23 protein-coding genes are annotated in these 17,660 nt (G+C 71.9%); 10 read left to right on the top strand and 13 right to left on the bottom strand.

The window, feature by feature from the left end; genetic code table 11:
- Window positions 1-55 precede the first annotated feature (55 nt).
- Window positions 56-262, top strand: a complete 207-nt coding sequence (locus AB0383_RS32025; RefSeq protein ID WP_364184867.1) for an antitoxin — start codon at window positions 56-58, stop codon at window positions 260-262.
- Window positions 263-556: 294 nt separating this feature from the next.
- Here AB0383_RS32025 and recQ read toward each other — a convergent pair whose 3' ends face one another.
- Complete coding sequence (recQ, locus tag AB0383_RS32030) at window positions 557-2,392, bottom strand: DNA helicase RecQ (RefSeq protein WP_366189324.1); 1,836 nt, start codon at window positions 2,390-2,392, stop codon at window positions 557-559.
- A 160-nt stretch (window positions 2,393-2,552) separates the two neighbouring features.
- Here recQ and AB0383_RS32035 point away from each other — a divergent pair, with 160 nt between their 5' ends.
- Together AB0383_RS32035 and AB0383_RS32040 are read left to right on the top strand one after the other, a co-directional pair.
- Window positions 2,553-2,978: a DUF6314 family protein gene (locus AB0383_RS32035; protein ID WP_364184642.1), complete on the top strand. Its 426-nt coding sequence runs from the start codon at window positions 2,553-2,555 to the stop codon at window positions 2,976-2,978.
- A gap of 25 nt (window positions 2,979-3,003) precedes the next feature.
- Window positions 3,004-3,387 carry a VOC family protein gene (locus AB0383_RS32040; RefSeq protein WP_364184644.1) on the top strand — a complete coding sequence of 128 codons (384 nt, stop codon included), beginning with the start codon at window positions 3,004-3,006 and terminating at the stop codon, window positions 3,385-3,387.
- A gap of 16 nt (window positions 3,388-3,403) precedes the next feature.
- On the opposite strand, the gene AB0383_RS32045 is transcribed toward AB0383_RS32040, so the two are convergent.
- A complete protein-coding gene (locus AB0383_RS32045) occupies window positions 3,404-3,571 on the bottom strand; it encodes a hypothetical protein (protein ID WP_364184646.1) in 168 nt (55 codons plus the stop codon).
- A gap of 182 nt (window positions 3,572-3,753) precedes the next feature.
- Between AB0383_RS32045 and AB0383_RS32050 the strand changes: the two genes are divergently transcribed.
- The 3 genes from AB0383_RS32050 to AB0383_RS32060 all read left to right on the top strand — a co-directional run bounded on the left by AB0383_RS32050 (window position 3,754) and on the right by AB0383_RS32060 (window position 5,524).
- Window positions 3,754-4,419 (top strand): hypothetical protein, encoded by a 666-nt coding sequence (locus AB0383_RS32050; protein WP_364184648.1) that lies wholly within the window; start codon window positions 3,754-3,756, stop codon window positions 4,417-4,419.
- 1 nt (window position 4,420) lies between these two features.
- Window positions 4,421-4,900, top strand: coding sequence for a hypothetical protein (locus AB0383_RS32055; RefSeq protein ID WP_364184650.1), 480 nt, complete (start codon window positions 4,421-4,423; stop codon window positions 4,898-4,900).
- 117 nt (window positions 4,901-5,017) lie between these two features.
- On the top strand, window positions 5,018-5,524 hold the full coding sequence (locus AB0383_RS32060; protein ID WP_354869701.1) for a DUF664 domain-containing protein: 507 nt from the start codon (window positions 5,018-5,020) through the stop codon (window positions 5,522-5,524).
- A gap of 14 nt (window positions 5,525-5,538) precedes the next feature.
- On the opposite strand, the gene soxR is transcribed toward AB0383_RS32060, so the two are convergent.
- Entirely contained in the window at window positions 5,539-6,006 is a 468-nt protein-coding gene (soxR, locus tag AB0383_RS32065) for a redox-sensitive transcriptional activator SoxR (protein ID WP_220242179.1), read from the bottom strand.
- Window positions 6,007-6,119: 113 nt separating this feature from the next.
- Between soxR and AB0383_RS32070 the strand changes: the two genes are divergently transcribed.
- The gene (locus AB0383_RS32070; RefSeq protein ID WP_364184652.1) at window positions 6,120-6,701 is read left to right on the top strand and encodes an NAD(P)H-dependent oxidoreductase; all 582 of its coding nucleotides are present in this window, start codon (window positions 6,120-6,122) and stop codon (window positions 6,699-6,701) included.
- Window positions 6,702-6,719: 18 nt separating this feature from the next.
- Here AB0383_RS32070 and AB0383_RS32075 read toward each other — a convergent pair whose 3' ends face one another.
- Genes AB0383_RS32075 through AB0383_RS32090 form a run of 4 tightly spaced genes read right to left on the bottom strand, consistent with a single transcriptional unit; the run spans window position 6,720 to window position 9,312 of the window.
- Window positions 6,720-6,995, bottom strand: coding sequence for a hypothetical protein (locus AB0383_RS32075; protein WP_366189325.1), 276 nt, complete (start codon window positions 6,993-6,995; stop codon window positions 6,720-6,722).
- Window positions 6,996-7,022: 27 nt separating this feature from the next.
- Entirely contained in the window at window positions 7,023-7,202 is a 180-nt protein-coding gene (locus AB0383_RS32080) for a hypothetical protein (RefSeq protein ID WP_366189326.1), read from the bottom strand.
- Complete coding sequence (locus AB0383_RS32085; protein WP_366189327.1) at window positions 7,199-8,629, bottom strand: HAMP domain-containing sensor histidine kinase; 1,431 nt, start codon at window positions 8,627-8,629, stop codon at window positions 7,199-7,201. The genes AB0383_RS32080 and AB0383_RS32085 overlap by 4 nt, the downstream gene beginning before the upstream one ends.
- On the bottom strand, window positions 8,626-9,312 hold the full coding sequence (locus AB0383_RS32090; RefSeq protein WP_366189328.1) for a response regulator transcription factor: 687 nt from the start codon (window positions 9,310-9,312) through the stop codon (window positions 8,626-8,628). Before AB0383_RS32090 ends, AB0383_RS32085 begins: the two co-directional genes overlap by 4 nt.
- 111 nt (window positions 9,313-9,423) lie before the next feature.
- Between AB0383_RS32090 and AB0383_RS32095 the strand changes: the two genes are divergently transcribed.
- The gene (locus tag AB0383_RS32095) at window positions 9,424-10,329 is read left to right on the top strand and encodes a phosphatase PAP2 family protein (RefSeq protein ID WP_366189329.1); all 906 of its coding nucleotides are present in this window, start codon (window positions 9,424-9,426) and stop codon (window positions 10,327-10,329) included.
- Between the two features lie 73 nt (window positions 10,330-10,402).
- Window positions 10,403-11,794, top strand: coding sequence for a pyridoxal-dependent decarboxylase (locus AB0383_RS32100; protein WP_366189330.1), 1,392 nt, complete (start codon window positions 10,403-10,405; stop codon window positions 11,792-11,794).
- Here AB0383_RS32100 and AB0383_RS32105 read toward each other — a convergent pair.
- Together AB0383_RS32105 and AB0383_RS32110 are read right to left on the bottom strand one after the other, a co-directional pair.
- On the bottom strand, window positions 11,772-12,743 hold the full coding sequence (locus tag AB0383_RS32105; protein ID WP_364184662.1) for a pirin family protein: 972 nt from the start codon (window positions 12,741-12,743) through the stop codon (window positions 11,772-11,774). The genes AB0383_RS32100 and AB0383_RS32105 overlap by 23 nt on opposite strands.
- Before the next feature lie 121 nt (window positions 12,744-12,864).
- Window positions 12,865-13,320 carry a hypothetical protein gene (locus tag AB0383_RS32110; RefSeq protein WP_364184664.1) on the bottom strand — a complete coding sequence of 152 codons (456 nt, stop codon included), beginning with the start codon at window positions 13,318-13,320 and terminating at the stop codon, window positions 12,865-12,867.
- A gap of 63 nt (window positions 13,321-13,383) precedes the next feature.
- On the opposite strand from AB0383_RS32110, the gene AB0383_RS32115 reads away from it, so the two are divergent.
- Window positions 13,384-14,211, top strand: a complete 828-nt coding sequence (locus AB0383_RS32115) for an alpha/beta hydrolase (RefSeq protein WP_366189331.1) — start codon at window positions 13,384-13,386, stop codon at window positions 14,209-14,211.
- 23 nt (window positions 14,212-14,234) lie between these two features.
- Here the strand turns inward: AB0383_RS32115 and AB0383_RS32120 are convergent, their stop codons facing one another.
- The 4 genes from AB0383_RS32120 to AB0383_RS32135 form a co-directional block, all read right to left on the bottom strand.
- Window positions 14,235-15,161 carry a Ku protein gene (locus AB0383_RS32120; RefSeq protein WP_364184668.1) on the bottom strand — a complete coding sequence of 309 codons (927 nt, stop codon included), beginning with the start codon at window positions 15,159-15,161 and terminating at the stop codon, window positions 14,235-14,237.
- 61 nt (window positions 15,162-15,222) lie between these two features.
- Entirely contained in the window at window positions 15,223-15,642 is a 420-nt protein-coding gene (locus tag AB0383_RS32125; RefSeq protein WP_364184670.1) for a DUF6292 family protein, read from the bottom strand.
- A 182-nt stretch (window positions 15,643-15,824) separates the two neighbouring features.
- Window positions 15,825-16,199: a response regulator transcription factor gene (locus AB0383_RS32130; protein WP_364184672.1), complete on the bottom strand. Its 375-nt coding sequence runs from the start codon at window positions 16,197-16,199 to the stop codon at window positions 15,825-15,827.
- A complete protein-coding gene (locus AB0383_RS32135; protein ID WP_366189332.1) occupies window positions 16,196-17,623 on the bottom strand; it encodes a PAS domain S-box protein in 1,428 nt (475 codons plus the stop codon). The genes AB0383_RS32130 and AB0383_RS32135 overlap by 4 nt, the downstream gene beginning before the upstream one ends.
- Window positions 17,624-17,660 lie beyond the last annotated feature (37 nt).

Here is a 17,660-nt window from a genome sequence, read left to right on the forward strand (position 1 = left end):
TCCGGGTACTCATCGCAGCGTTGAGGGGATGACGAGCAACCCGCGGGAGGACTCCATGGCAATGCTGAAACGACTCACCGTACTGGCCGGCGCGGCCAGCGCCGTCACGTCGTACGTGAAGAAGAACCCGGAGAAGGTCAACCAGGCCGTGGGCAAGGCCGCCCAATTCGTCGACCAGAAGACCAAGGGCAAGTACCACGCGAAGATCAACGGTGTGACCCAGAAGGTCTCCGACGTGACCAAGCCGAAGCCGGGCCACTGACCGACGCGAGGTAAGCCGGCGGGTGCCGAATCGACCGTATGCTCACCTGGTGAACGCCGGTCACCGGAACCGGCCGCGGCGGCAGACCAGGGTCATCACCGCCTGCTGACGTCCGGGGATGCGTTCTCGAACCGCCTGCGGTCACCGCCGCGGCCGGGCGCCGCTTCGTCTTCGTCCAGTTCAGGGCGGCGCTTGGCGAAGCCGCCGAAGTGGAAGTCGCAGTCGCCGGCTTCGGAGCCCGTCGCGACGTGCGGCTCGTCTGGGTGACGAAGCCAAGATGATGTACGGCGGCACCTATTCCTCCGCCAACGCGGCCAGCACGCCCTCGCCGTACTTCGCCAGCTTGGCCTCGCCGACGCCGCTGACGGTGCCCAGGTCGGAGAGCGAGCCGGGGCGCTCGGCGGCGATCTGGCGCAGCGTGGCGTCGTGGAAGATCACGTAAGCGGGGACGCCCTGGTCCTTGGCGGTGGCGGCGCGCCAGGCGCGGAGGCGTTCGAACAGTGGCGCGGCTTCCGCGGGCATTTCCACGGCCGCGGCGGTGCTGCGGCGGGAAGTGCGCGCCGCGCGGGCCGGGCGCTCCGGTTCGCGGCGCAGGGACACGGTGCGTGAGCCGTTGAGCACCGAGGTGCTGCCGTCGGTCAGGACCAGGGAGCCGTAGTCCCCTTCCACGGCAAGGAGGTTCTGCGCCAGCAGCTGCCGGACGACCGCGCGCCACTCCTGCTCGCGCAGTTCGGTGCCGATGCCGAAAACCTTGAGCGTGTCGTGCTGGAACTGGGTGACCTTCGGGGTCGTCTTGCCGAGCAGGATGTCGATGATCTGGCCTGCGCCGAACTTCTGGCGCCGTTCGTTGCGCAGCCGCACGACGGTGGAGAGCAGCTTCTGCGCCGGGATGGTGCCGTCGAAGCGTTCGGGTGGGGCGAGGCAGGTGTCGCAGTTGCCGCAGGGTTGGCCGGTCTGGCCGAAGTAGGCGAGGATCTGCGTGCGGCGGCATTCGACGGTCTCGCACAGCGCCAGCATGGCGTTGAGGTGCGCGGCCTGCCGGCGGCGGTGGGCCTCGTCGCCCTCGCCGTTCTCGATCATCTTGCGCTGCTGCATCACGTCCTGCAGCCCGTAGGCGAGCCACGCCGTGGACGGCAGCCCGTCGCGGCCCGCGCGGCCCGTCTCCTGGTAGTAGCCCTCCACGGACTTCGGCAGGTCGAGGTGCGCGACGAACCGCACGTCCGGCTTGTCGATGCCCATGCCGAACGCGATGGTGGCCACCACTACGAGCCCGTCCTCGCGCAGGAACCGCGACTGGTTCTCCGCGCGGGTGCGCTTGTCGAGCCCCGCGTGGTAAGGCACCGCACGGATTCCGTTTTGCACCAGGAACTCCGCCGTCTTCTCCACCGACGCACGCGAGAGGCAGTAGACGATCCCCGCGTCGCCCTTGTGCTCGGTGCGCAGCAGCTCCAGCAGCTGCTTCTGCGGCGAGTTCTTGCCGACGATGCGGTACTGGATGTTCGGCCGGTCGAAGCTCGCGACGAAGTGGCGCGCGCCGTCGAGGTTGAGCCGCGCGGAGATCTCCTTGTGCGTGGCCTCGGTCGCCGTCGCGGTGAGCGCGATGCGCGGCACGTCCGGCCAGCGCTCGTGCAGCGACGACAGCATCAGGTAGTCGGGCCGGAAGTCGTGGCCCCACTGCGACACGCAGTGCGCCTCGTCGATCGCGAACAGCGCGATCTTCCCGCGGTCGAGCAGCCGCACGGTCGACTCGACCGAGAGCCGTTCCGGCGCCAGGTAGAGCAGGTCGAGCTCACCCGCGACGAACGCTTCCTCGACGCGCTGGCGCTCGCCGAAATCCTGCGTGGAGTTGAGGAATCCCGCGCGCACGCCGAGGTTGCGCAGCGCGTCGACCTGGTCCTGCATCAACGCGATCAGCGGCGAGATCACCACGCCGACGCCGGGCCGCACGAGCGAGGGGATCTGGTAGCACAGCGATTTCCCGCCGCCGGTGGGCATCAGCACCAGCGCGTCTCTGCCGGAGATCACGGTTTCGACGATGTCCGCCTGATCACCGCGGAACGCGTCATAGCCGAACACGCGCTGCAGGGTCTCGACGGCGGGGGAGCGCTGGGCCTGGTCGGGGTGAGCCACCCGGCCGATTCTAGGCGCCGGCACCGACACCGCGGTGCCACCCCGGGCGCCTCGGCGCGTTTCCGGAACGAGTGTCCCGCTCGCACCGCACCGGTCACGCTGTGTGTGATCCCCGCCCCGCCGCCGCGTCACGCCGCACGCGCGGGCGCAGAATGGCGGGGTGGACTTCGCGATCACCGACCTCGCCGCGCACTTCGCCGGCACCTGGCGGCTCTCGCGCGACATCGTGGCCGCCGACGGCGAGCCGATGGGCGAGGTCACCGGCACCGCGACGTTCACCCGAGGCGAAGGCGTGCTCGTCTACCACGAGACCGGCGAGCTGCGGCTGGCCGGCTACACCGGCCCGGTGAGCCGCACCCTGCTCTACCACCCCGACGGCGCCCGCGCCGCCGTGCACTTCGACCACGGCGGGTTCTTCCACGACCTCGACCTGGCCACCGGCCGGTGGAGCACGGACCACCCGTGCCGCGACGACCTCTACCGCGGCGAGTACCGCGTGCTCGACGCCGACCACTGGCGCCAGGAGTGGGTGGTCGCCGGCCCGGCGAAGGACCACGTGATCACCACCCGCTTCACGCGCGCCTGATCCGCCGTCGAAAAGGGGACACCCGATGCGCATCGACCGCCTGGACCACCTCGTGCTCACCGTCGCCGACGTCGAGGCCACGGTGGCCTTCTACACGCGGGTGCTCGGCATGGCCGAGGTGACGTTTAAGGGCGGGCGCAAGGCACTGGCGTTCGGCGCCGGCAAGATCAACCTGCACCAGGCGGGCCACGAGTTCGAACCCAAGGCACTGCGCCCGACGCCGGGCAGTGCGGACCTGTGCCTCATCACCGAAGATGTGCTCGACGACGTGATCGAAGAACTGCGCCGGGCGGGCGTGCCGATCGAGGAGGGGCCGGTGGAGCGCACCGGTGCCACGGGCGAGATCCGCAGCGTCTACTTCCGCGACCCGGACGAGAACCTCATCGAGGTCAGCAACTACCTCCGCTGAGCAGTCGCGAAACGGCTCAGCGCCGCCGGTTGCGCACGATCAGCAGCAGGACCGCGAGCGCCGCGACGATGCACACCACGGCCAGCAGCGTGCCGGCCCAGCCGGGGATGGGGACGCCGGCGATGGTGTCGAAGCCGGGCACGACGCGGAGCGCGCTGGAGGCGAGCCGCACGGTGGTATCCACGCGCCGTCCTCCCGTCCGCCGGGTTTCGCCCTGACGTCCGAACCGTACCTCATCTGGCGGCTCGCGCTCCGCCACTCGGCCGAAAACGCCGTTCATCCGGCGGCATTCGCGTTTCGCCTGGGCAGCGGCGGGCACCCGGCCGGTACGGGGGGCTCGACAAAATCCGTGAAGGAGTTCGTGCGATGCCCACTTGGCTCATTGTCGTGATCGTGGTGGTCGCCGTCGTGGTGATCGGCGCCGTCGCGTGGCTCGTCGTCCAGGAACGGCAGCGAAAACGACTGCAGCAGCAGTTCGGTCCGGAATACTCGCGCGCGGTCGAGGAGAGCGACAGCCCGCGTGCGGCGCAACGGGAGCTGGCCGAACGCGAACGCCGCCACCGTGACCTCGACATCCGGCCGCTCTCGGCCTCGGCGCGCGAGCGCTACGCCCAGCACTGGGGGCTGATCCAGGAGAAGTTCGTGGACCAGCCCGCCGGCGCGCTCGACGAGGCCGACGACCTGCTCGTGGCCGTGATGTCCGAGCGCGGCTACCCGACCGAGGGCTACGACCAGCAGATTTCCGACTTGTCCGTGCGCCACTCGCGCACGCTGGAGCACTACCGCGCGGCGCACGAGACGCACCGCCGCCACTCGGAGACAGCACTGTCCACAGAGGAACTGCGCTCGGCTATGGTGCATTACCGCACGGTGTTCGAGGACCTGCTGACCGATGACACCGGCGCCGGAAGCCGCACGGACACCCGTGCCGACAGCCGCACCGACGAGGACACCGTCGAGCGCCGCCGCGAGCACACCGCCGCGCGCGGCGGCAACCACCGCGGCGCCGACGAGCGGAACGGAGACCGCTGACATGACCGACATGACCGACCAGGAGACCCGGGGACTGAGCACGGCCGATCTGGCGGGTGCGGCCGAAAAGCCCCGCACCGAGGAACGCCGGGATGTTCCCGGCGAACGCTCGCGCGAAGCGTCCGATGTGGACACCGGTGCGAGGGAGGCCGGCGACGTGGACGACCGTGCCGCGGACAGACGTTCTGTGGACCAGCGCGCCCGCACCGACGGCGCTCCACCGCTGTTCGAAGCCGGCGACGTCGACCGCTTCCGCAACCGCTGGCAGGAGGTGCAGACCGACTTCGTCGACGACCCGCGCCGCGCCGTGCGTGACGCCGACGAGCTCGTCGCCTCGGTGATCAGCTCGCTGGCCGAGACCTTCGCCGAGCACAAGGGTGAGCTGGAAGGGCAGTGGCGCGACGGCGAGCCCGCCACGGAGGACCTGCGGATCGCGCTGCGCCGCTACCGCTCGTTCTTCGACCAGCTGCTCGGAGCGTAGCCGGACCGCGGAGCCGGCCCGCCGCCGCGCCAGACCGCCGGAATTCGGTGGCGGCACGGCGGTTTGCGTACGGCAGGATCGGGGTAGCAGGCAGGAACGAACCGAGGAGGACTACGGATGAACGTGGCCGATCTGCTCGTGGACGGCTTCGGCCGGATCCAGGAGGTCGTGCACCAGTCGGTCGACGGCCTGACCGGCGACCAACTCGTCGCCCGGCCCGGGCCGGGCGCCAACTCGATCGCCTGGCTCGTCTGGCACCTCACGCGCGTGCAGGACGACCACGTGGCCGACGTCGCGGGCACCGGGCAGATCTGGACCGCGCAGGACTGGCACCGCCGCTTCGGCTTGCCCTTCCCGCCGGCGGACACCGGCTACGCGCACAGCAGCGACGACGTCGCCGCCGTGCAGATCGACGACCCCAAGCTGCTGACCGGCTACTACGACGCCGTGCACGAGCACACCGTGGCGTGGGTCGGCGGCCTCGAGGGCAAGGCGCTCGACGCCGTCGTCGATGAGCGCTGGGACCCGCCCGTGACCCTGGGCGTGCGGCTGATCAGTGTGCTTTCGGACGACTTGCAGCACGCCGGGCAGGCCGCCTACGTACGCGGCCTCGTGCTGGGCTAAGGCCGGGTTGAGGCTCACGGGTAGCCGTCCCCGCGGTGGTCCGGGAGCCGCCTCGGCCCCGGGCCCTCGCGGCCGAGGCGATCGCCGGGGTTCGCCAGCCGGCACTTGGTGAGCGACATGCAGCCGCAGCCGATGCAGTCGGTGAGCTGGTCGCGCAGCTGCTCCAGCTGCCGGATGCGCTCGTCGAGGTCTTCGCGCCAGCAGTGGGAGATGCGGGCCCAGTCGGCGCGGGTGGGGGTGCGGTCGTCCGGCAGCAGCGCGAGCACCTCGCGGATCTGCGACAACGGCATGCCCACCCGCTGCGACATCCGGATGAACGTGACGCGCCGCAGCGTGTCGCGGCGGTAACGGCGCTGGTTGCCCGCCGTGCGACGGCTGCGGATCAGCTTCTCGTCCTCGTAGAACCGCAGGGCCGAGGCGGGCACCCCGGTGCGGTGCGCCAGCTCGCCCACGGTCAGCTCGGGCAGCTCCGTCTTGGTCATGGCAGCGAGGATAGAGGGAGCGAGGACAGCTTGACTTCAAGTGAGCTTGAAGTTCCAGACTCGGTTCCGGTGCGGGACACCCGGTTCCGCACGGTGATTCGAGGAGAATAATCGTGTCAGAAGTTCCGGTCCGGGTTGCCGTGATCGTCGGCAGTGTCCGGGAAGGACGGTTCGCGCCGACGGTCGCGAACTGGTTCACCCGCGAGGCCGCCGCGCACGGCGGGTTCGAGGTGGACGTGGTCGACTGCGCCGATCTGGCTCTGCCGCTGGCGTTTCCCGCGTTCGGGTCCGAGCCCGCGCCGGAGGCCGGGCGCCTCGCGGCCCGGCTCGCCGCGGCCGACGCGTTCGTCGTGATCACGCCGGAGTACAACCACAGCTACCCGGCGTCGCTCAAGAACGCCGTCGACTGGTTCCGCTCGGAGTGGCAGGCCAAACCGGTCGCTTTCGTGGCGTACGGCGGACTTTCCGGCGGCCTGCGCGCGGTGGAGCACCTGCGCCCGGTCTTCGCCGAGCTGCACGCCGTGACCATCCGCGACACCGTGAGCTTCCACGGTGCCCACGGCCGGTTCGACGAGTCCGGCAGCCCCACCGACGCCGAAGCCACCGGTGCGGCGGTGAAGAAGCTGCTCGACCAGCTGCAATGGTGGGCGCGTTCGCTGGCCGACGCGCGGGCTCTGCGCGCCTACCCCGCCTGACCGGCTTCTGTCAGCGGCTCAAAACGTGCAGAGCGTCGGACCGATGCGCGAATCGGGCGTGACCACCGAAACGCCGCGCAGGTCCACGGGCAGCCCCGCCGCCGACATCGCGGCGACGGTGGTGCAGACCACCTGGTCCACGCCGAGGTAGAGCGGCTTGATCGAGAACGGGATGGACACCGTCGGCGGCACGCTGCCGGTGTCGATGGTGACCTGGCCGTCGCCGGGGAACAGGAGCGAGTAGTACCCGCTCTTCTGCTCGACCGGGCTGGGGCCCTGGAACAGCTCGTTCACCGCCAGCTCCGGCGACACCGGGCTGCCTCAGCTGCGCACGACGGGGGCGAGCTGGCCGTCGACCAGGAAGTACAGCGTCAGCTGGTTCGCGCGGGCGCCGGGGCCGACCGCGGTCGGGGCGGGACCGGCGGGCACGACGACGGTGGGCTGGATGCCGCACGCGCTCACGAGCAGGAGCACGGCGAGCGCGGTCACGAGCTTCTTCATCGCGCCTCTCCTGGCCGGGGGTGACGGGGCAGCCACAGGGTGAACCGCGCGCCGGAACCGGTGTTCGCGGCCTCGACGTCGCCGCCGTGCAGCCGGGCGTTCTCCCGCGCGATGGACAGGCCGAGCCCACTGCCCTCCGAGCGCGCCCGCGCCGAGTCGGCCTTGGTGAAGCGGTCGAACACGCGGGGCAGCACGGGTTCGGGGATGCCGGGACCGTGGTCGGCGACCTCCAGCGTCACGGTGTGCGCGTCGGCGGCCAGGTGCACCTCGACCGGCGCTTCGCCGTGGCGCAGGGCGTTGCCGACGAGGTTCGCGACCACGATGTCGAGCCGGCGCGGGTCGACGGTCGCGACGACGCCGGCCGGCAGGTCGGTGACGATCCCGTTGGCGGCGGTCCAGCCGCGCGCGGCGAGGCTGTCGGTCACGCCCTGCGCCACGTCCCACTCCTCCAGCCGCAACTCGGCGCGCCCGGCGTCGAACCGCGAGATCTCCACCAGGTCCTGCACGAGCCGCGTCAACCGGCGCGTTTCGGTCGACACCAGGCGCGCGGCGACGGCGGTGTCGGCGGGCAGCTGCTCGGCGTCCTCGTCGAGCACGTCGGTCACCGCGTTCATCGCGGCCAGCGGGGTGCGCAGCTCGTGGGAGACGTCGGCGACGAAGCGGCGCGCGTCGGCCTCCATTTCCCGCAGCGTGCCCACGGTGCGTTCGAGCTCCGCCGCGGTGCTGTTGAACGTGGTCACGAGCTGGGCCAGCTCGTCGGAGCCCTTGGCGCGCAGGCGGACGTCGAGCTGCCCGTGGCCGAGCTTGCGCGCCGCGGTGTTGAGCGCGCGCACCGGGCGCAGCACCTGCCGGGCGGCCAGCAGCGCCAGCGCGACCGCGATCGGCAGCGCCAGGGCGGCCGTCTGCCACGCGCGGGTGGCCAGCTGGTCGATCGCGGTCTGCTGCGCGGCCAGCGACACCATGGAGTAGACCTCGACGCCCGTGTGGGCCACCCCGTTGTCGCCGCGCTGCAGCACCGGCATCCCGACCATCAGCAGCGGGGTGTCGCCCCTGATCACCCGCTTGAACTGGATCGTGCCGCCGGCGGCAACCTCCTCGCGCAGGTCGGCGGGCAGCTCCGAGGGGTCGAGCCCCGACCGCGAACGCAGGTCCCGGTAGACCGCGACGGTGGTGCCCTTGAGGTTGTCGGCGAGGTTGTCGAGCTGGCGCTGGTCCGGCGGCAGCGTCATCTGCGGCAGGTACGCGGTGACCTGGTCGCGCAGCTGGACCATGGCCGGGTCCTGCACGCCCTGCAGGATGGTCGTGCGCGCCGTCACGTAGCTGGCGCCGGCCGCGGCGGCCGCGCCGACCAGGGTCATCGCCGCGAAGGACAGCACCAGCCGGGGCCGCAGCCCCGAGAGCCACGGCCGCAGCCGCGGACGCCTCACGAGCGGCCGAACCGGTAGCCGAAGCCCCGCACGGTCTGGACGTGGTCGGGCCGCGCCGGCACGTCCTCGATCTTGGACCGCAGCCGCTGCACACAGGCGTCGACCAGGCGGGAGTCGCCGAGATAGTCGTGGTCCCACACCGCGGTGAGCAGCTGCTGGCGGCTGTACACCTGGCCCGGCGTGCGGGAGATCTCGAGCAGCAGCTTGAGCTCGGTGGGCGTGAGCGCCACCTGATCACCGCGCTTCTTCACGAGCATGCCGGCACGGTCGATCACCAGCTCGCCGTGGCGTTCGACCTCGCCCGCGCGCCCGTCGTGATCGCTGACCGCGCGCCGCAGCACGGCGCGGATCCGCGCGTCGAGCACGCGCGGTTCCACCGGCTTCACCACGTAGTCGTCGGCGCCGGCCTCCAGGCCCGCGACCACGTCGAAGTCGTCGCTGCGCGCGGTCAGCATGATGATGGGCACCTCGCCCAGCGAGCGCATCCGGCGGCAGGTCTCGAACCCGTCCATCCCGGGCAGCATCAGGTCGAGCACCACGATGTCGGGTAGGTGCTTGCGCACCAGGTCCAGCCCCGCCTCGCCCGAGCCGGCGGTGTGCACCACGTGACCCTGCCTGCGCAGGGCCAGCTGGAGTCCTTCCCGTACGGCCGCGTCGTCCTCGACCACCAACACCTCTGCCACCCCGGCCATTATTCGGAAAACCGCAGCGTGGGGCGAACCGGGGCGATCTTGTAGCAAAACCATGACACGGCACTGACCCGACCGCTAAATCTCCCGCCGAGACTCGGGTCCATGGCAGTGACGTTCCCCGAGGCACCCCCGATCACCCCGTCCGGCTCCCCGCGCCACGCGCTCGAGGCGCGGACACCGTCGCGCACCGTGCTGCTCGTCGCGAGCGCGGTGGGCTGCGCGGTCGCGTTCCTCGTGGCGTACCTGCTCTTCGTGCGCACGGCAGCGGGCCAGGAGGCGGAGAACGGCGTGGTGCACAGCGCCCAGGCCACCGGCCCGTCCACTGTGGACTGGGCGGTGCCGTTGCGCGACGTGGACCTCGTGGTGCTGCTCGGCGCGGTCGCCGTGCTGGTCCTCGCGCTGGCGTTGGTGCGGCGCCGGTTCGCCCTGGGCGTGACGGCGCTGGTGCTCCTCGCGATCCCGCTGGTCGCCGCGCAGCTGCTCAAGATCTACGTGCTCGACCGGCCCGGGAGCCACGACGGCTACGCCGTCGCGAGCCACAACAGCTTCCCGAGCGGGCACGTCAGCGCGGCGACGGCGGTGCTGTTCGCGCTGGCGGTGGTGCTGCCCGCACGGATGCGCACCTGGGTGCTCGCCGTGGGTTCACTCGGCGTCGCCTGGGTAGCCGCCGCGACCGTCGCGCTCGGCTGGCACCGGCTTTCCGACACCGTGGGCGGCTGCCTCCTCGTGGCCGCGGTGGTGTGTGCCGGCGCGGCGGTCGTCTCGGCCCGGCGGCCCGACGGGCGGCGGGTCCCGGTGCCGGCCACGGTGGCGGCGCTGGCGGGCCCGACGGTCGTGGTGCTCGCCGGGTTCGCGGTGCTGGCCTCGGCGACGTCGGAGGCGGCGCAGTTCGTGGCGGCGCTGCTGCTGGCGGGCGTGTCGGCCGTGGCGCTGGTGCTGCTGGTCGCCGGTCCGCTGCGGAAGGTGAACTTCGACCCGGGGCGGGCGCGGACGCGCCTGAGCCGCTGAGCGGGCCAGTTCCGCAGGATTGGCCTGCGACGGGCGTGGCCGTGCGCGGCTAGGGTCGCCGCAGGAGGTGGCTGTGTACTCGAAGCTGGCCGAAGACCTCGCCGGCCTGCCCGCGCTGCTCGACGCCGCGCGTGAGCAGGCCGGCGAGTTGCTCGCGGGGGTGGCGGACCGTCCGGTGGCGGTGCCGCCGGGGACGTTCGAACCCGCCGAGTTGCCGGAGGACGGCGTGGGCGCGCGGGCCGCGCTGGCGGAGTTCGGGCGACGCTGGGCGCCCGGGTTCGCCGCGAGTGCCGGGCCGCGGTACCTGGGCTTCGTCACGGGCGGCGCGACCCCCGCGGCGGTGGCCGGCGACTGGCTCACGGCCGCGGCGGACCAGAACCCCGTGTCGTCGCTGGATTCCTCGGCTTCGGACCTCGAACGCGAGACGGTCGGCTGGCTCGCGAAGCTGTTCGGGCTGGGGTCCGAGTTCAGCGGCGCGTTCGTGTCCGGTGCGACGATGTCCAATGTGGTCGGTCTGGCGATCGGGCGCGAGTGGCTGGGGGAGCGGCTCGGCGTCACGGTCGCCGACGCCGGGGTCGCCGCACTCGGGCCGGTCGAGGTACTCAGCGGGTCGCCGCACTCCAGCGCGCTCAAGGCGATGTCCGTGCTGGGACTGGGCCGCTCGGCGCTGCGGCCGGTGACCGTGCACTCCGAACGTGAAGCCGTGGACGTCGACGCGCTGGACCGGGCGCTCGCCGAGCTGGGCGGGCGGCCCGCGATCGTGATCGCCAACGCGGGCACGGTCAACACCGTCGACTTCGACGACCTGCGGGCGATCGCCGCACTCAAGGAGAAGTACCCGTTCTGGCTGCACGTCGACGCCGCGTTCGGCGGGTTCGCCGCGCTCTCGCCCGAGCACGCGGGGCTCGTCGACGGGCTGGAGCTGGCCGACTCGGTGTGCGTCGACCTGCACAAGTGGCTCAACGTGCCCTACGACTCGGCGATCCAGTTCAGCCGCCGGCTCGACCTGCAGGTGCGCGTGTTCCAGAACTCGGCGGCCTATCTCGGCCATCCGGGCGACAACCCGGACTTCGTGCACCGCACGCCCGAATCGTCGCGGCGGCTGCGGGCGCTGGCCGCGTGGTGCACGCTCGCCGCGTACGGGCGGGCCGGGCACCGGGAGATCGTGGAACGCTGCGTCGCCCACGCCCGCGACCTCGGCGACCGCCTGGCCGGCATGCCGCAGTGGCGGCTGCTCGCGCCGGTGCGGCTCAACGTCGTCTGCTTCACGCTGGCCGAGGGCCCGACGCAGGAGCGCATCGACGCCGTGGTGCGCGCCGTCGCCGCCGAGGGCGAGACGTTCGTGACGCCGACGGTCTACGCGGGCGTGCCCGCGCTGCGGGCCGCGTTCAGCAACTGGCGGACCGGGCGCGAGGACGTGGACCGGATCTTCGCGGCGCTCGTCAGGGGTTGCGGCGCGGCTTGATCCGCACGTTGGGCAGGACCGGAGCGGGCAGCCGCGCGGGGTCGCCCGGCACCTCGGGGATCGCCCCGAACTGCGGTGACTCGGCCTGCCACGCTTCGCGGTACTCCACGATTTCCTCGTGCGTGCGGGCCACGAAGTTCCACCACATCACGATGTCCTCGCCGAACGGCGGCCCGCCGAGCAGCATCACGCGAGCGCGGCCTTCGCCGGTGTTCGCGAGCTCGAGCGTGCCGCGGCCGGTGCCGAGGTAACCGAGGTCGGTGGTGTGCAGCGTCGAGCCGGCGAAGGTGACCTCGCCGGTGTCGACGAGCACGCCGTGTTCGTACTCGGGGTCGACGTCGAGCGTCACGCGGGCGCCGGGCTCCAGGACCAGCTCCGCGCCGAGCAGCGGGGTGAACGTCTTGACCGGCGACGTCTCACCGGCGAGCGTGCCGAGGAAAACGCGTGCGGTGGCGCCGCCGAGGTCGGTCACGGGCGGGGCGTAGTGCTGGAAGTCGCGCTCGGCGTGGCGGTGCGCGTCGGGCAGCGCGACCCACAGCTGCACGCCGTGCAGCGTGGTGGTCTCCGGCGTCGAGACCTCGGAGTGGCAGATGCCGTGGCCGCCGGTCATGAGGTTCAGCTCGCCCGGGCGGATCATCGCGTGGGAGCCGAGGCTGTCGCGGTGCTCGATCTCACCGGCGAACAGCCAGCTCACCGTCTGCAGGCCGGTGTGCGGGTGCGAGCCGACGGACATGCCGCCGGTCGTCCTCGGGTCGTCGGGCCCGTAGTGGTCGGCGAAGCACCAGGCGCCGACGAGCGAACGCTTGCGCTGCGGCAACGTGCGGCGCACCTTCATAGCGCGCGGTCCGCCCAGCGGCACGTCCCGCGCGCCGAGCACCTCGACCCCGCCGTGGCCGGCCGCGTCGTCCCCGCAGTCCAGGACGGGTGGCTCGGTCTCAACGTTGCTCATTCCTGGTGCCTCCACTCGCGCGGTCGGTTCACCGAAACCTTAGCGGGAAGGCTTGTGCCGCGTCGTTTCCGAGGCGCTGTGGGTTCAATCGGTGGGGGTTCGCGCGGTGGGGGTTCGAGGCTCAGTCTTGCGAGTTCGGGGTGGCTTCGTGGCCCGGCAGCCCGGCCGTGCGGTTCTCGCGCTTCACGCGGGCCTCGGCGAGGTGGCGGACGCCGCGGGTGAGCTCGCGCACGCGGGTCTCGTGGTCGTGAAACGCCCGGTAGTAGGTGGTGTCGTACTCCTCCACGATCTGGAACGTCCAGCGCCCGTGCAGCACGTTGCGGCCCAGCAGGTGCTCGGTGAGCCGGTCGGCGTGCGCGGCGTGGCCCGCGTCGCGCAGCATGGCGATGCCGTCGGCGAGCTTGCGGTCCGCGGAGCCGGTGAGCTGGTGGAACTCGTAGAGGTGGCCGCGAGCGATCTCGACGGTCTCCAGCGCCTCGGTGATCTTGCCGACCGCGTCCAGCGTCGCGCGGTCGGGTTCGAGGTGCTCGGCCGCGGTGTCGTCGAGCCGGAGGTCGGGGTTCGCGTCTGAGTCCATACCTCGCGAGGTACCCCGTGAACGCCGTTCCCTCACGCGCGCGGGCCGCTAGAGTCGCGACGCATGGGGACCTCACACGATCTGACCCTCGCCGGCGACCGCGTGCTGCGCGTGCACGACAGCGGCCGCGGCGACGCCCTCACGGTGGTCTGGCTCCACGGCACGCCGCAGACCGGAACGCTGCTGGCACCGGTCCTGCAGGCCGCAGACGCCCGCGGGATCCGGGTCGTCTCCTACGGCCGGCCGGGCTACGGCGGTTCGAGCACGGTGCCGGGCCGCACCATCGGGTCCGCGGCCGAGGACGTGCGCCTGGCAGCCGACGCGCTGGGTCTCGGCCGCTTCGCGGTGGTCGGCGCTTCGGGCGGCGGGTCGCACGCGCTGGCGGCCGCCGCGCAGCTGCCGGACCGCGTCACCGCGGCCGTGGCCCTGGCCGGGGTCGCGCCGTACACCGAGGAGTTCGACTGGTTCGCCGGGATGGCCGACCCGACTTCGCTGCGTGCGGCCCGCGAAGGCCGCGAAGCGCGGATGGCCCACGCGCTCACGCACGAGTTCGACCCGGCGAGCTTCGTCGCGACCGATTGGGCGGCGCTGGAAGGCGCGTGGGGACCGCTGGGCGCCGACGCCGGGGAAGCCGGCGGCGCCGGCCACGACGGAGAGGTCGACGACGACGTCGCCTACGCGTCCGGCTGGGCCTTCGAGCTCGCCGACGTGCGCACGCTGGTCCTGCTGGTGCAAGGCGGTGCCGACCGCGTGGTCCCCGCGTCGCACGCGCAGTACCTGCTGGCCCACCTGCCCGACGCCCAGCTGTGGCTGCGGCCCCGCGACGGGCACATCTCGGTGCTCAACGCGCTGCCCACCGCGCTCGACTGGCTGCTCGCGCAACCCCGGTGACTCCCGGTGTCGCCGGCGGACGGTCAGGATGCCTCTTCCAGCGCCCGTTCCAGATCCGCGCGCTTCATCTTCGAGCGGCCCTTGATCTCGCGTTCCTTGGCCAGCTCGTCGAGTTCGGCCTTGGTGAGGTCCGCGAGCTGCGGCCCCTTCTCCTTCTTGCCACGCCGCTTCCCGTTCTTCACGCTGCGCTGCAGTGCCTCGAACAGGTCGACCACCTTCGTCGGCTCCGCGGCCTCGGTGGCCGGCGTGACCTTGTCGCCCTTGCGCTTGGCCTCGATCAGCTCGTGGACGCGGTCGGTGAAGGTGTCGCGGTAGTCCTCGGGCCGCCAGTCCTCCGTCAGCGCCTCGATGAGGTCCACGGCCATGTCGAACTCCTTGCCGCGCGCCGGCGCCTTCTCCGGCAGGTCCGGCAGCGACTTCTCCCGGTCCCGCAGGTCCGCGGCGAAGTGCAGCGTGTCGAGCAGCATCACCCCGTCGCCGGCCCGCACGAGCGCCAGGTACTCGCGCCCGCGCAGCACGAACTTGGCAACCCCCGCCTTGTCCGTCTTGGCCATCGCCGCGAGCAGCAGTGAGTACGGCTTGTCGTAGTCGGAACTCGCGGGGGCGAGCCAGTAGGTGCGGTCGAAGAACATCGGGTCGATGCCGGCGAGGTCGGCGAACGCCTCGACGTCGAGCGACTTGCTGCGCCCGGGGGCGATCTCGTCGAGCTCCTCGGGCTCGACCAGCACGTAGTCGCCGTCGTCGAGCTCGTAGCCCTTCACGATCTCGGCCAGCTCCACCTCGTCGCCGGTGCGCTCGTTCACCCGCCGGTAGCGGATGCGGTCGCTCGTGCCGCGCTCGAACTGGCGGAAGTGCACGGTGTGGTCCTCGATCGCGCTGTAGAGCCGCACCGGCACCGTCACCAGGCCGAGGGTCAGCGAGCCGCTCCAGACGGGCCGTTTCGGTGCCATGACGCACTCCTTTCCCGACTGGGGACTACCCGCTTTCGCCCGCGCCGACGCATCGCCCGCGTCAGGCCAGGCGTTCCAGCAGCTCGTCGTGCCCGCCCGCGCGGCGCAGCTTGCGCGGGTCGGGGCGGCCGAGGGAGTGGTCGGCCGCGCGCAGCGCCACCAGGAAGCGCTCGACGGCGGCGGGCTCGGCGAGCACGTCGTCAGCGTCGAGGTAGGCCAGCACGATCAGGTCCTCCCCGCACGAGGCCTCGATCGCCGCCGACCAGCCGTGCACCTCGTCCCACAGCAGCGCCAGGTCCCGGTCGGGGAACCGCTCGAGCCGCCGGTCGAGGGCGACGTAGGCCGAGACGGGCACGTCGAGGTCGACCGTGCAGGACTCCAGTCCCACGCCGACCGCGGCGGCCACCCGGGAGAGGTAGCCGCGCAACGCGCGGTCGAAGCCGTGGTCCACGCCGAGGTCCGTATCCACGAAGCTGCTCACGACGGACACCCTCTCTGTCGCCGGGGAAGGGGATCGCCCTGGGGCGAGCATCGGCTACCCGGTTCCGGGTCGCGTCACACCCCATTTTCGGGTGATTTTCCTGCCATACGGGCGATCCGGCGTGAGTGGCTCCGATCGGACGCGCCCCGGTCCGGCGACCGGAACCCCTCGTGAGCGCGCGGCTACCGTCCGGCCAGCCGCCGCACAGCCGCGACGATCTCGCGGTTCGGCACACCCTTCGCGAGGTACTCGACGGCGCCCGCGCTCTCCATGGAGGCCATGGACGCGTAATCGGAGTAGGCGGAGAACGCGAGCACCGCCGTCCCCGGGCAGCGGGCCGCGATCTCACGCGCGGCGCGGGCCCCGCCGCCACCGGGCATGCGCACGTCGAGCACCGCGACGGCGGGCCGGTGGCGCTCGGCGAGCGTGATCGCGTCTTCGGCGTCGCGCCCGACTCCGACGACCTCGATGTCGGGCTGCTCGTCGAGCACCTCGCGCAGGGCGTCGCGGATCATGTCGTCGTCGTCGCTGATCACGACGCGCAGGGGGCCGGTCACCGCTGCTCGTCCGGGGCGCTCGGCAGCCAGAACTCCACGGTCGTCCCTTCACCGGGTTCGCTGGACATCGACCACCAGCCGTGGGCCGACTCGGCGCGTTCGCGCATCTCGATCAGTCCGAAGTGGTCGCGGCCGGGGTCGGTACCGGTGACGGCGGTGCCGACCCCGTCGTCGGTCAAGCGGAACAGCGTGCCCCTGTCTACTGTGGACAACGAAACCTCCACTCGCGACGCGCGGGCGTGCTTGTGCACGTTGGTGAGCGCTTCCTGGCAGATCCGGTACCCCGTCACGGCGGCTTCCGAGGTGGGCTCGGCCGTGAGGCCGTGGCGCAGGGTGTACTGGAGCCCCCAGCCGGGCAGGACCTCTTCGAGGTAACCGGTGAGCGCGACCACTAGCCCGTGGCGGTCCAGGTCCGGCGGTCGCAGCCGGGAGACGAGCGTGCGCAGCCGGTCGACCGCCGCGCGCACCGACTCGTCGAGCGCGTGCACGCCCTCACGGTGCTCCTCAGGCAGCCGGTCGGCCAGCAGCTGCAACCGCATGCCGACGGCGACCATCGACTGGATCGAGTCGTCGTGCACGTCCCACGCGATGCGCCGCCGCTCCACCTCCTGGGCGTCCACGAGGTGCCCGACCAGCCGGCGCCGCTGCACCAGGGCTTGCTCGGCGGTGCGGCGTTCGGTCATGTCGCGGGTGACCTTGCCGAACCCGTGGTGCGTGCCGGTGTCGTCGAACAGGGCGGTGATCACGACGTTGGCCCAGAACCGGGTGCCGTCCTTGCGCAGGCGCCAGCCTTCGTCCTCGAGCCGGCCTTCGGCGAGCGCGGTTTCGAGCTCGCGTTCGGGTTTGCGGGCGGCGATGTCCTCGGCGGGGTAGAACACGGAGAAGTGCCGGCCGATGATCTCGTGGGCGCGGTAGCCCTTGATGCGCTGGGCGCCGGCGTTCCAGCTGATGATGTGGCCGCCGGTGTCGAGCATGAAGATGCCGTAGTCGACCACGTCCTGAACCAGCAGGCGGAAGCGTTCCTCGCTCTCGCGCAGGGCCTCTTCGGCGGCGCGGCGTTCGGTCATGTCGCGGGTGACCTTGCCGAACCCCAGGTGGTTTCGCTCGTCGTCGAACAGCGCGGTGATCACGACGTTGGCCCAGAACCGGGTGCCGTCCTTGCGCAGGCGCCAGCCTTCGTCCTCGAGCCGGCCTTCGGCGAGCGCGGTTTCGAGCTCACGCTCGGGCTTGCGAGCGGCGATCTCCTCCGGCGGGTAGAACACGGAGAAGTGCTGCCCGATGATGTCCTCGGCCCGGTAGCCCTTGATGCGTTCGGCGCCCGCGTTCCAGGTGACGACGCGGCCGGTCGGGTCGAGCATGAAGATCGCGTAGTCGAGGACTCCCCGCACCAGCAGGCCGAGGTCGTCCACCGCGGGGTCGTCCATGCCCCAACTCTGCCTCATCCGGCTCACGGGAGCAGCC

It is taken from the genome of Amycolatopsis sp. NPDC051373 (assembly GCF_040689465.1).
Classification (GTDB): Bacteria; Actinomycetota; Actinomycetes; order Mycobacteriales; family Pseudonocardiaceae; genus Amycolatopsis.

Excerpts from the sequence above, each read along its gene's own strand:
- AB0383_RS32025 (WP_364184867.1), top strand. The coding sequence starts at position 56 with ATGGCAATGCTGAAACGACTCACCGTACTGGCCGGCGCGGCCAGCGCC.
- AB0383_RS32040 (WP_364184644.1), top strand. The coding sequence starts at position 3,004 with ATGCGCATCGACCGCCTGGACCACCTCGTGCTCACCGTCGCCGACGTC.
- AB0383_RS32050 (WP_364184648.1), top strand. The coding sequence starts at position 3,754 with ATGCCCACTTGGCTCATTGTCGTGATCGTGGTGGTCGCCGTCGTGGTG.
- AB0383_RS32055 (WP_364184650.1), top strand. The coding sequence starts at position 4,421 with ATGACCGACATGACCGACCAGGAGACCCGGGGACTGAGCACGGCCGAT.
- AB0383_RS32060 (WP_354869701.1), top strand. The coding sequence starts at position 5,018 with ATGAACGTGGCCGATCTGCTCGTGGACGGCTTCGGCCGGATCCAGGAG.
- soxR (WP_220242179.1), bottom strand. The coding sequence starts at position 6,006 with ATGACCAAGACGGAGCTGCCCGAGCTGACCGTGGGCGAGCTGGCGCAC.
- AB0383_RS32080 (WP_366189326.1), bottom strand. The coding sequence starts at position 7,202 with ATGAAGAAGCTCGTGACCGCGCTCGCCGTGCTCCTGCTCGTGAGCGCG.
- AB0383_RS32095 (WP_366189329.1), top strand. The coding sequence starts at position 9,424 with ATGGCAGTGACGTTCCCCGAGGCACCCCCGATCACCCCGTCCGGCTCC.
- AB0383_RS32105 (WP_364184662.1), bottom strand. The coding sequence starts at position 12,743 with ATGAGCAACGTTGAGACCGAGCCACCCGTCCTGGACTGCGGGGACGAC.
- AB0383_RS32110 (WP_364184664.1), bottom strand. The coding sequence starts at position 13,320 with ATGGACTCAGACGCGAACCCCGACCTCCGGCTCGACGACACCGCGGCC.
- AB0383_RS32115 (WP_366189331.1), top strand. The coding sequence starts at position 13,384 with ATGGGGACCTCACACGATCTGACCCTCGCCGGCGACCGCGTGCTGCGC.
- AB0383_RS32120 (WP_364184668.1), bottom strand. The coding sequence starts at position 15,161 with ATGGCACCGAAACGGCCCGTCTGGAGCGGCTCGCTGACCCTCGGCCTG.
- AB0383_RS32135 (WP_366189332.1), bottom strand. The coding sequence starts at position 17,623 with ATGGACGACCCCGCGGTGGACGACCTCGGCCTGCTGGTGCGGGGAGTC.